The organism is Marivirga sericea (assembly GCF_900177665.1).
Lineage (GTDB): Bacteria > Bacteroidota > Bacteroidia > Cytophagales > Cyclobacteriaceae > Marivirga > Marivirga sericea.
The window spans coordinates 226,438-238,634 of sequence record NZ_FXAW01000008.1; the positions used below are offsets into that span (position 1 = coordinate 226,438).

Sequence of the window (12,197 nt, forward strand, 5' to 3'; positions counted from 1 at the left end):
TAAAGTTGAAAATGATTACATTTAAGAAAGTTTGTAAGGATTTGGAAGTTTGGAGCCTTGAAGTGCCCAACGCCCTATATTCTTAACGTTACCTGCAACCTAAATCGACATCCCAAGTAGAGAGCAATGTATGAACAAATAAAAAAGGTGCTGAGCAGTTTAATCCAACTTGATAAAGTAGAATTTGACTATTTTACAAGTAAACTGCAAATAAAAAATTTGAAGCGTAAAGAACTTCTTTTAAGGCAAGGACAAGTTTGTAACCATTCCTATTTCATCAATAGTGGCTGTTTGCGATACTTCTACAATGTGGAAGGTGAGGAGATAACAGGGCAATTTTTTTTTGAGAACGGTTGGTATGCTGACTACGGTAGTTATTTATCAGGCAAACCTTCTACCCAAAATATTGAAGCTTTAGAAAAAACAGAAATACTTATGCTTTCCAAGGCAGAATTGGACAAATTATTTGTGGAAATACCAAAATTTGAAAAATTTGGAAGATTAGTAGCTGAAAAAGCTTTTTTGGGCATACGACAATATAACGAGATACTTACCAAACAAACACCCGAAGAACGGTACCTGAATTTAATAAAAGATAGACCAAAAGTTATTGAATGTATACCTCAGCATTACATTGCTTCCTATTTAGGAATCAAAGCACCTTCGTTGAGTCGTATTAGAAAGCGTATTTTTGAAAATAAATGAAAATATTTTCACTGTTTTTCATTTCTTAACTTGGGTGAACGTTTAGCTATTCATTTTGATAGAATTTTGTAACGTAAATAAACAATTTTAAACGTTACAAGAAATGAAAAACTTAATCCTAACTCTTGCAGTGAGTATATCCTGCCTTTTCGCACAACTTGCAAGCGCACAAACCCATTTGGATGTTGGTGTCGGTTTGTCTAACCAAGACAATGGTTTACTGAGTATAGCAGTAAGAAAAGCATTCTCCGAAAAATTCCGGGCAGGAATTGAACTCCAAAGTGGTTTGGTAAACTACCGCTTTATTGGAGCTAAGGTTATCGATGAAGGCGTAAGCACCTCTATTAGCATTCCGTTTTCTGTAAGACTCTATGAGTTTAAAAAACTTCGACTTGATTACTATACAAGGGTTGGAGTGCGCTTTCAAAGTGTAGATCAATCTTTTGCTGACGAAAACAAATTACAAGCCAATACTTCTTTTGGCTTAAATGCTGAACTAGGATTGCAGGTGAGTCTGGCTTTAACTGAAAAGCTCAATGTTCAATCTGGTGTAACACTCCCTAATCTATTTGAAATCGACCCTGAGTTTATTTATGAAAATAATGTTACCAATCTTTTTGCCGGAGTGGGTTATCAATTATCCGAAAAATTAACTTTTATGCTTAGGGCAAACGCAGGACCAGCAGCGGGTGCATCAGGTGACTCACAAAAATTCATATGGGGCTTACAAACTGGTCTCCGGTTTTCATTGAAGGGAAATCAAAATACCTCAGCACTTCGCTTAGACCCACTTTACTAAACGAGAGAAATTAAAATCAATTTTAAAAACTGAAAAACTATGAAAAATTTAATCATATTATTTGCTTTTCTACTAGTTGGAATAAACGTAAATGCACAGAGTACATTAGAAACTACCTCTCAAAAAAGAAAAATTGGTTGGTTTATTACACCTGAATACAGTACGATGTTTCTGAAAGACCACACTGGCCACACTGTTGGCTTCTCAATGGGAGTAAAACTATTTAAAGATCACCTTAAAATTGGTTATTACAATTACGGTAGAAGTGGTCCTATCAATTCATATACAATCAATACACCTTTACCTGAAGGTGTAAGCTACAAAGGCCAATCTTCAATTGATTTACGGGCAGATCACGGAGCTTTCGGTTTAATGATTGCACCATCATTCACACTTCGAAAATCAAAAATAGAAATTGACTTCCCTATAAACATTGGGTCAATAGGTGCTGGTTTTTACTTGGCTGGTGATGACAGAAAGACGCCTGATAATAGGAGAGTTAGCGAATGGGAGAATGAGCTTTTTGAAGGAAATGATGCTGCTTTTGCAGGGATGTTTGAGTTTGGCGTTCGAGCTTTTGTACCCACTAAAATAGAAGGACTACAATGGGGTGTAGGTATGCATTATACGACCGTACAAGGCTGGACTACCTACGCAGATCCTTCAGGTGATTTCTATAATAATAAGTTGAGGGCTTCAGTATTCGTAAATTTTGGTTCAAAACGAAGACAATAACAATTTAAAAACATTAGAATTATGAAGTACTTAATCCTAACTCTTGCAGTGAGTATATCATGCTTTTTTGCGCAATTTGTAAATGCTCAAATAAGTGCAAACGAACAACCCTCAAAAAAGAAATTGCCTATTTATGGTGCTGTTAATGTGGGTTATGGAAACACCTTTTTCAGAGGTTATCTAGGTGAAATAGAAACCATTAATGATAACAGAGGTTTTGGCAGAAATGACGGCTACTCCTTTTCTACTTTTTATTATTGGGCACCGAAAGCATTTTTAGGCCTGGGTATTGGCACAGGCTTAAAGGGTATGCTTGCCCGACCTAATAAAGGTGGAGATAATGAAACCTACTCATATAACTACTATAATGTAGGAATAGGCATCAAAGATTATTTCCTTACCAAACGATTTAATGAAGGTTTTGCATTTAAAGCAAGTGTTGGTTATGGTCCTGCCAACGAACGAATGAAGTTTGGCAATACGGATACTTACGAGTTTCAAAATGCAAATGGCTTCACCTATTTGGGTGGTTTTGGGTATGCTATTCCATTTAAAAATAGCAATGCCGCATTTAATATTGATTTGGATTACGAGTACTCAAGCAAAAATGCCAAAATCACAGGCAATCCAAATACGGTCAAATTCATAACACACCATGTAAGTTTAAACGTAGGTATAATTTTCTAAATCTTTCAACATCACCAAAAATGAAAAATAATTTAATTGCAATCGCACTACTAATTTTTATATCAAATTTTGCCTTTAGTCAATCGAACAAAACACGCATTTTTGGCGAAGTTGGCTTAGGTGCTGGTCAAGCTTTTATAAATTCTTCAGGCAAAGCTTCATTAGAAACTGCACTTGGAGGCACTTTTGAACCAGCCATTGGTAACAACCTGATGATGGCTTTTTATGTTTCGCCAGAAAAATGGAAAGGTTTGGGTATAGGTTCCCGAATACAAGGCACTTTTGGTTCACCAACCGATGGCACAAATAACAGCTCGTATGTTTTTAATTATTACAATCTTTCCTTAGCTGCTAAGTATTTTGTTTTAAGCCAAGAGTTCAACAAAGGTCTGTATGTAAATGGAAGTTTTGGTTTTGGGCAATTTACAGCCAAACGACTTAATGAATCGACCAACGAATACCAGCATCAATATGCTATTGGTACTTCTTTAATGGCTGGAATGGGTTACACCTTTCCATTTAAGAAGAATGCTTTGAGTATAGAAGTTCAGTATGAAAATGCTAATCGAAGTGGAACAGTTGATAGAATCGGTGAAGTGAGTTTTGGGAGTGGACAAATTGGTGGAAATATCATTTTATCATTTTAAAAACACATCAAGATGACAGATCAAATCCATACGGTTTTAGGGGCATCAGGTGCAATAGGGCGTGCTGTAATAAAAGAATTGCAAACTAAAGACTACCAAATAAGGGCAGTAGAACGGAACCCGCGAATTAAAAAGTTAGAATGTATTGTAGCAGATCTATTAATAGCCGATGATACAATACAAGCCATTAATGGCTCTGCATACGTCTACTTATGTGTTGGTTTACCCTATGAAACAAAAATTTGGCAAAGAGATTGGCCACTGGTCATGCAAAATGTTATCAACGCTTGCGAAAAAACTAATGCTATTTTAATATTTTTGGATAACGTTTATATGTATGAACGCCCTTTTCCCGTCCCATTTTCCGAAAACCAACCTCAAAATCCAAGTACTGCAAAAGGTAAGGCAAGGAAACAAACAGCAGATATATTGCTCACTGCCATAGCTAACAAGAGAATTCAAGGCGTTATTGGACGTTCTGCTGACTTTTATGGCGAATATGCTAAAAATAGTATGTTTTATCCTTCTTTTTTAGAAAACTTATTGAAAGGAAAATCTTGACAATTTTTAAGTAAAAAAGGGGTGTCGCATTCCTACGCATTTGTGGGCGACAATGCAAAAGCATTGGTAGCATTGGCGAGCGACTCAACAACTTATGGGAAAGTATGGCATTTGCCAGTCGGCAGACCCATTAGTCCAACTGAAATTAATGAATTGATGAATGCCTCATTAGGTACTAATTTTGATTTAAAGTTTGTGCCAACATTTGTGAGAAAATTATTGGGTTTATTTATCAAGCCAATTGCTGAAGTAGAGGAAATGCTTTATCAGTTTGAAACAGATTATGTGATGGATAGTCGTAAATTTATGACTCATTTTCCGAATTTTGAAGTAACACCTTATGAAGTTGGCATTTCAAAAATGATTCAATCATTTAAAGATGAATATCAAAATTAAAAAAAGAAGAGGCAGCAGGTAACATCACCTATACTTAATGTGGGTTTTGGTGCTAAATTGAAAGTAAATGGGTTTTAAAAAACATATTGGTAGGCGGAAAATTAAATGCATTCTAATCCCACACTAAGCATAGCCAGAGCGTTAGCGGCAATGCGAAAAAAAATCATACTACTAAATAAGACCGAACAAATATTATAATAATCGGTAGTATTCGACATTTCATACTTCACTCACACCTTTTTCCTACCCTAATAACACCCAAACCTTTGAATTCTCACATTAAATTTGTTCTCAAATAAATATTAACATTAATTTTATCAATATGAAAAAGATCGCATTTTTATTATTCTTTTTACTTGTATGCAGCAGCTTTATGTTCTGCCAAGTGCAAAAAAATTCGTTAGAAGTCATCAATACCTATCCACCACAATCGTACGGTAATTCCTACGATTATCTTTCACCAGAAGAAAGTTGGAGAATTCACAAAGCGGCTTATATAAAACAATTAAAGTCTAAAGGATTGACAGATGAGGAATTTAAAGAAAGTATGATCACTTATGAAAAAGACAAACAGGAGTTTATTGAACGAGTGAAAGAACAACACAGATTGGCAGCAATTCAAAGGGAGAAAGATGCCAAACAGAGAGCAAAAGACGCCATACAAAGGGAGAAAGATGCCATACAAAGGGAGAAACACGCCATCCAGAGAGAGAAAGATGCTATACAAAGAGAGAAGGATGCTGCACAGAGGGCAAAAGATGCAATTAAGAGAGAAATGGCTGAAGCGCAAAGAAAGAAATCTCAAGAATGGAGAAATAATGCAGAGAACATTCTAATAGAGAATGTATCCCTTAGTAATAGAAATAACATTAAATCAATACCTTTTGAGGTTACCTACAAAACGACTTTGCGAATTGGTATCAGAGCTCATATAAGTTCAGGTACTACTTTGATTGAAATCTACAATCCGGAAGGAACAAAAGAAGGAGAACTGTCATTAGAGCATAAGTCAAAATCTACTTCAAGTGCAGATAGTGAGTTTTTAAAAAAAACCTCGGGGGCATTAGATAAAACAATTTCAGGTGCTGAAGTTGGGGAATGGCAAATAAAAATCACATCCAAAAAATCGGAAGGTACTGTGGCTATGTCTGTCGCTCAATATGTAAAATCAACAATGGATGAGTAAAATAATAAAAAGCACTTTAGTCGTTTTATTGCTAATATTTTGTAGTCAAAATAAAGCATTTTCTCAAAATGCTGGTCAAATATCTGGCAAATTGATATTAGATGATTCTTGGGAAAGAAAAATATATGTGTCATATATTACAACATTCGAGAAAGAATATGCTGTTTCCAATGATTTAATAATTACAAGCGCAATTATTGACAGTCTCGGTAATTTCAAAATTGACTTAAACAAGACACCAACTAAATGGTCTTTATTACGTCTGCACGTTGTTAAAAAAGGTATTACGCCAAACTCTTTGGTCATTGGTAGCAGCAACGAAAATTTTATATTCTTAGTGGCAAAACGAGATTCTGAAATAGAGATATTTAATACAGAAGACATACCAATATTTTCGAATACGAGAATTGAGGGAGCCAGCTATATGAGTACATTTGACTACATTAAAAAATTAGCAAACTACCCCAATATCATTGACTACGACAATTCTTTAATAGAAAAGGAATTTATAAGAGAGGTGGTTTCGGAAAAGCTGAAAGTAGTGGCTGATACTTGTAATAATCCCCTCGTTTCCTTGTATGCGATCTATCAAACGGATTTTCAGTCAGATTACCTGGAAAATCCGAAATATTACCAGTCGTTTCTACTAAAATGGAAAAACGAAAACAGTTCCTACTTTAGCTCTTTTCAACAAAAATTTCCTGCAGAGAATCATCCTTTATTCACTGTAAACAATACAAAGTATTTTGTCTTTGTAGTGAGTTTTATAGGTCTGCTTGCAATCAGTGTTTTATTGTATTTTAAGAAGAAAAGTCAAAAAGTAGAACAATTAAGTATTCAGGAACGAAAAATATTCGACTTAATAAGAAATGGATTAAGCAATAAAGAAATCTCTGCAGAATGTAATATTGAATTGACTACTGTTAAGTCCCACGTAAGCAGTATTTACGCTAAACTGCAATTAAAATCGCGAAAAGATGCGATCAATTTTAAAACTAAATCATTATGAAAATCATACTTATAGCTACCATAGCATTGTTACTTTTCTCTTGTAATAACGATACCAATAAAGCATCGATAGTGAATATTAATGCAACAACAGGTGAGCAAAACCTGATAGTTGTTGATCAGGATTATATGAAAGCTAAAGAAATAGCATCCGAAGAAGGTAAATTGTTATTTATTGATTTCTATACCACCTGGTGCGCTCCTTGTAAGCAGTTGGATAAATTTGTATTCCAAAAGGACTCTATTACACAAATCCTGAGTAAAGATTTCGTATTGTTAAAATATGACGCAGAAAATGATACCATCTTTCATCTAGCCAAGAAACACCATGTGAGTAGTTATCCTACTGCCATCGTTTTAAACCAGGATGGCTATGTGGTAAATAGAAAATATGGGTTTCTGGGAGATGACTTCCAAACTTTAAGCCAGAGCGTAATGGACTTTACCAATGAAGCCATCACTTTGGATAAGGGGAATAAGTACCTAAAAGGATACTCAAACACGATTGAAGAAACGAGGTACCCGCAATTCTATATAGATTATGTGAATAGAACCAATACAAAACCCCAAACATCCTCCATTGTGGAATTTTTGAATAGCAAAACCGATTTTTTTAAAGAGGAGGATTTTACACCCTTGTTTTATTTTGGTCAATTTGCTCCAGCAAATGTTGGGGATATCATAGTGAAAGACAAAGAAAGATATTTCGACCTTTATGGAAAGCAAGACGTAGAATTATTACTTTTCTTTATCACATCAGGAAAATTCAGTAAAGCCATTGCTGAAAATAGCCAGGAAAAATACAATGAGGCAGTAGCGTTCGCCAAACAAGCTCTTAGTCAGGATTGGGTGGATGACATATTGCCCAGGTTTGAAATAGACTTATTGAAAGCGCAAAATAAATGGGATGAGGTGTTTACCCTTTACGAGGAACGCAAAAATAGGGGAGACCTTAGTGAAGGGGAACTCAATCATTTTTGCTGGGGCGTCTATAAGAACTGTGACGATAAAGAAGTGATAAGTAAAGCAGTTGCGTGGATGAAAGAACTAACAGAAAGAAAACCTGAATATTTATACTTAGATACTTATGCCTATCTTTTATATAAATCTGGTGATTTAAAAAAAACCGGAGAGGTGATTCGCCTTGGACTAAAAACAGCTGAGGAAGAAAAAGTGAGTGCCAAAAGCATGGAAAAACTGCTTAAAAAGCTATAAACCCATTGAACATTAGCATACTTAAATTATATCAAGTATGTTTATATCAAAATGTATAAAAAAGGATAACCGCTAACATTGTATAAGCGTAATGCGGCTGAAGTGCTAAAATTGAACGATTTTTACTCCTAAAGAACTTTGTAGTAATTGGTAAGAGATTTACTCCGGAATCCCGCACTACGCTTATACTTAACGTTGTGCACAAGCAAAAAAATAGTACCCTCGTTCTCAATAAAAAAAGAATAAACATAATAGCCGATAATGAAAGAAATTCAATTGATACTTTCAATAGCGATTGGGCAGGGACTTATTTTAGCCTTTTTCCTCTTAACTTCCAAATACTACAAAACTGAAGCAAACTCCTGGCTTTCGTTTGCTCTTATTCTGTTATCTACAATAGTTATTATTGATTTGCTAGGTGGCATATATCCATCAAATTCAATATTATTGGAGTTTTTCTTGAATGATATAGAGCTGGGTTTTTTGGTATACGTACCCTTGTTTTATTTTTTTAAGTTATCTACCTCAAGCTCGAAAAATGAAAGCTATTTTAAATTCTATTTGCTGATACCATTTCTTTTAGATACGGTCACTAATATCGGAATTGTTAGTTATTTTCCTCCTGAAAAAATTGCTGTTCATTCTGGTGTTCAGCTCTTCTATGAAATCGAAAGTATTCTTTCCATTTTTTTTAATGTTTTGCTTTGTTATAAATCGTTCAGACTCATAAAAACTTTCCGGAACGATTCTGATAAAAAGAGATGGATATACAGAATATGGCAATCAACGTTGGTTTTAATATCTGTTTGGATCATACTGACCTTGGGAAGTTTTTTGATGAATTCCACTTTAGCAATTTTCGTAGAAACGTTTTACGCTCTAATCTCTGTTTGGATGTTTTGGCTCATATATGAAGGGATTGTCAATCTAAAACTGATTGATAATAGGAAAGATATCAGCTTGAAGATGAATGCCAGAACAATTCAAGAAACACGTGTATTTATTGAAGATGAAAAAATAATAGACTCGAAAAAAAATAGCAACAATACATATAATGCCACCAATCGAAAGTTGAATTCTGAGCTATCTAATAGTCACTTCAATGTAATCAATGAGATTATGGTATCAGAAGCGCTTTATCGAAATTCAGATTTGAGTATCGATGATGTTGCTCAGCGAATTGATATGAGTTCTGGATATGTTTCCAGACATATCAAAGAAGCAACTCACAAGAATTTTACATTGTGGGTGAACGAGTACAGAGTGGCGGAAGTAAAAGTAATGTTTAGAGATAAAGAATTTGATAATTACACTACACTTTCGATTGGGCTTGAGGCAGGTTTCAAGTCAAAATCTGCATTTTATGCTACCTTCAAAAAAATAACAGGCGAAACACCTTCTTATTTCCGTAAAAAGAAGTCCTAATTTCTCCACTTTACCATTTTCAGGACTTTGGAATTTACTAACTGTGCTAGGTTTGTTCAAAAATCAAACGGATAAAATTGAAATTTCTTGGGTTGTATTATGGTTATGCAACATTCAATTAAATGAAATTTAAGTTATGAAAATCAACATCCTCAGATTAGCCTGCCTATCTTTTTTCTGCATAGTATCTACATCCTGTTCCGAAGATGATTTTGTCGGTTCAGATACTTTTATAACAGTTGTTAGGGATTTGCCGGATTTTACTAAAGTGGTAGCACAAAATGATATGGAAGTTCAAATAGTCTATGGTGATATCCAAACAGTAGAAATTACTGTAAATGACAACCTTCAAAACCAACTTAGAACCATTGTATCGAATAATATCTTGAGCCTATCTCTAGAAGATGGATCTTACGACAATGCCTTTTTTAAAATTAGCATACAAATGCCCAATTTTGAACGTCTGCAATTAAACGATAATACAAGAGGCGTGGTAAATTATAATGCTACAGAACTAGAATTTGAAGTCATCGGTTCGTCAAATTTAGAATTACAAGGAAGTGCCAACGTTATAAATACAATTATTAGAGATGATGGGAAAATAAACGGATTTTCCTTTACAACTGATATTGTTAATACCACTTCAAGAGATGCTTCAGAATTAACTATAACCTGTAATAACGGAATAAACGGAACTGTAAAACAGGCTGCTAAAATCCGTTATCGAGGAATGCCATCTATAAATGCGCAAACTTCTGACGCAGGACAAATTATCAATTCTAACTAAATGACATCATTTTTTATTGACAACTTAATAACCTACTAGTGAAGAAAGAACTTGGGTGTTTAAAATTTAATAGTTTGTTGAATTGCAAAAATTTAGTTTGAAAAACCAGTTACCAACATGTATAATTCATTGCTAGTTAGAGCCTACTTAGTAAAGTCCGCGCGGACTTACTATATATGCTTTATTTGCTAAATATCATGCTTAAACACACTAAGAATTATATACTAGAAATTTATATCGTATTATAGAATCGAAAAAAATATGAAGAAAATTCAGATTATAATTATCATGTTATTTCTAGGAGTGCAAAACATTGTTGCACAGAAAGTAAAACAAGTGTCTGTAATGGCTACAACAGAAGCAATTGGGCTGCCGTTTACAAATTATGCTCCTATTCACCCAGGTATCGAGGCAAGTATAACTTTTGCAAGGAATGAACAGGATAAAAGCGTACAGTTGTTTAATGCGAAAGCGGGTAGTTTCTATCACCGCAAATTACAAATAGCAGTTTATCTCGGTGGCGAATACCAATATTCTCGGAAACTATTTAAACAAAAAATCAGTCTTGATTTCCCTATCGGTTTAGGTTATTTCCATACTTTCTATCCTGGAGAAATTTACGAACAAAACGGAAATGGTGATTTCGAAAGAGTAAATCAGTTTGGTAGGCCTCATTTATATATTAATCTTGGTATCGGCCTTACATATATTGGCAGAGGCAACATCCAACCTTTTATAAGACAAGAAGCACTGATTCAAACGCCTTTTGCAAATGGAATTCCTGTAATTCCACACTCATTAATTAAAATCGGAGTAAATATTAAATTTGGAGAAGATGAAAATTAATAAATACTACATACTCGGTGCTATTACTTTGCTAACTATTCTTGCTTCTTGCGAGAAAAACGAAGTTCTACTTTTCGAAAACTACAATTGCGAATTTAGGTTTCAAGATAATAGCTCAGCACACCCTAAGGCAACACTTTATCAAAATATTCTTGAAAAGAATCGCAAAAATGGATTAGTGGGAGCGGTACTACTGGTAAGAGACAAAGATGGACTTTGGATAGGAGCCGATGGAAAAGCAGATATTGCGTCAAATGTTGATATGCAAAGTTGCAATAATTTTCTTATTGCAAGTATTAGCAAAGTGTTTACCTCTGCAGCAACTTACAGGCTTATTGACAAAGGAATACTATCTCTTGAAGACCCTGTAAGCAAATGGCTTGATGAAGCGGTTGTAAAAAAAGTAGATAACGCTGAAAAGGCTAAAATCAAACATTTACTATCTCATACTAGCGGGATTCCAGATTATTACACACTTCAATTTGAATTAGACAGGATTAATCGAATTACTAACAATTTTACAAAAGAGAAAGTACTTAAATACACCTATGGTAAATCAGCTACCAATAGTGTAGGCGAAACCTATTACTACTCGAACACAAATTTTCTAATATTAGCAATGATATTAGAAAAAGCTAGCGGACTTACATTTGAAGAAGTTTATCAGCAAGAGGTATTTACACCCTTAGAACTAAATTCTGCTTATTACAGCGAAGAGCGACCGATACCTGAAGGGTGCGTAAAAGGATATGTCGATATATATGGTAATGGACAATATGTTGAAAGCGAATTTTTATATAATGATGAGTTGGGTATCGGAGGAGATGGAGGGATTGCAGTGAACGCTTATGATTTAGCCATATTCTTTGAAGGTTTAATGAAAGGCAACCTTATTTCTACTTCTTCAATTAATGAAATGACAAATTGGTTTGATTTACCGGAAGATTGGACTTCTAGCGATGACCCTTACGGGCAAAACGAAAACGGGTATGGCATTGAAAAGTTCAATACGGTTCATGGTCCAGCTGTTGGTCATACAGGAGGCATTGATGGATTTAGTACCATCGCTTTATATTTTCTAAATGAAGAAGCTACTTACGTGCTCTTGTTAAATAGTGCAGGTAATGAAAAAGGAGCAATAGCTAGAGAAGAAATATATAAAGAAATCACCTCTGAAATGTTTAAATAAAGTGGTCAGTT

14 protein-coding genes are annotated in these 12,197 nt (G+C 34.6%); all 14 read left to right on the plus strand.

What is annotated here, in order from left to right:
* Window positions 1–126 precede the first annotated feature (126 nt).
* The 14 genes from B9Y84_RS17595 (at window position 127) to B9Y84_RS17660 (ending at window position 12,186) form a co-directional block, all read left to right on the plus strand.
* A complete protein-coding gene (locus B9Y84_RS17595) occupies window positions 127–705 on the plus strand; it encodes a Crp/Fnr family transcriptional regulator (RefSeq protein WP_085518704.1) in 579 nt (192 codons plus the stop codon).
* A gap of 103 nt (window positions 706–808) precedes the next feature.
* Window positions 809–1,504 (plus strand): hypothetical protein, encoded by a 696-nt coding sequence (locus B9Y84_RS17600; RefSeq protein WP_085518705.1) that lies wholly within the window; start codon window positions 809–811, stop codon window positions 1,502–1,504.
* Between the two features lie 39 nt (window positions 1,505–1,543).
* Window positions 1,544–2,239 (plus strand): hypothetical protein, encoded by a 696-nt coding sequence (locus B9Y84_RS17605; RefSeq protein ID WP_085518706.1) that lies wholly within the window; start codon window positions 1,544–1,546, stop codon window positions 2,237–2,239.
* Window positions 2,240–2,260: 21 nt separating this feature from the next.
* Window positions 2,261–2,926: a hypothetical protein gene (locus B9Y84_RS17610; RefSeq protein WP_085518707.1), complete on the plus strand. Its 666-nt coding sequence runs from the start codon at window positions 2,261–2,263 to the stop codon at window positions 2,924–2,926.
* Window positions 2,927–2,946: 20 nt separating this feature from the next.
* Window positions 2,947–3,573 (plus strand): hypothetical protein, encoded by a 627-nt coding sequence (locus B9Y84_RS17615; RefSeq protein ID WP_085518708.1) that lies wholly within the window; start codon window positions 2,947–2,949, stop codon window positions 3,571–3,573.
* Window positions 3,574–3,585: 12 nt separating this feature from the next.
* Window positions 3,586–4,134 carry an NAD-dependent epimerase/dehydratase family protein gene (locus B9Y84_RS17620; protein WP_085518709.1) on the plus strand — a complete coding sequence of 183 codons (549 nt, stop codon included), beginning with the start codon at window positions 3,586–3,588 and terminating at the stop codon, window positions 4,132–4,134.
* Between the two features lie 21 nt (window positions 4,135–4,155).
* On the plus strand, window positions 4,156–4,530 hold the full coding sequence (locus B9Y84_RS17625; protein WP_139828083.1) for a Rossmann-fold NAD(P)-binding domain-containing protein: 375 nt from the start codon (window positions 4,156–4,158) through the stop codon (window positions 4,528–4,530).
* A gap of 322 nt (window positions 4,531–4,852) precedes the next feature.
* Window positions 4,853–5,716, plus strand: coding sequence for a hypothetical protein (locus B9Y84_RS17630; RefSeq protein ID WP_139828084.1), 864 nt, complete (start codon window positions 4,853–4,855; stop codon window positions 5,714–5,716).
* Window positions 5,709–6,725, plus strand: coding sequence for a response regulator transcription factor (locus B9Y84_RS17635; protein ID WP_085518712.1), 1,017 nt, complete (start codon window positions 5,709–5,711; stop codon window positions 6,723–6,725). The genes B9Y84_RS17630 and B9Y84_RS17635 overlap by 8 nt, the downstream gene beginning before the upstream one ends.
* Window positions 6,722–7,939 carry a thioredoxin family protein gene (locus B9Y84_RS17640; RefSeq protein ID WP_085518713.1) on the plus strand — a complete coding sequence of 406 codons (1,218 nt, stop codon included), beginning with the start codon at window positions 6,722–6,724 and terminating at the stop codon, window positions 7,937–7,939. The genes B9Y84_RS17635 and B9Y84_RS17640 overlap by 4 nt, the downstream gene beginning before the upstream one ends.
* A gap of 261 nt (window positions 7,940–8,200) precedes the next feature.
* Window positions 8,201–9,364 carry a helix-turn-helix domain-containing protein gene (locus B9Y84_RS17645; protein ID WP_085518714.1) on the plus strand — a complete coding sequence of 388 codons (1,164 nt, stop codon included), beginning with the start codon at window positions 8,201–8,203 and terminating at the stop codon, window positions 9,362–9,364.
* A 136-nt stretch (window positions 9,365–9,500) separates the two neighbouring features.
* On the plus strand, window positions 9,501–10,151 hold the full coding sequence (locus B9Y84_RS17650; RefSeq protein ID WP_085518715.1) for a GIN domain-containing protein: 651 nt from the start codon (window positions 9,501–9,503) through the stop codon (window positions 10,149–10,151).
* 261 nt (window positions 10,152–10,412) lie between these two features.
* Window positions 10,413–10,997, plus strand: coding sequence for a hypothetical protein (locus tag B9Y84_RS17655; RefSeq protein WP_085518716.1), 585 nt, complete (start codon window positions 10,413–10,415; stop codon window positions 10,995–10,997).
* Window positions 10,987–12,186 (plus strand): serine hydrolase domain-containing protein, encoded by a 1,200-nt coding sequence (locus B9Y84_RS17660; RefSeq protein WP_085518717.1) that lies wholly within the window; start codon window positions 10,987–10,989, stop codon window positions 12,184–12,186. Before B9Y84_RS17655 ends, B9Y84_RS17660 begins: the two co-directional genes overlap by 11 nt.
* The last annotated feature ends 11 nt before the right edge of the window (window positions 12,187–12,197 follow it).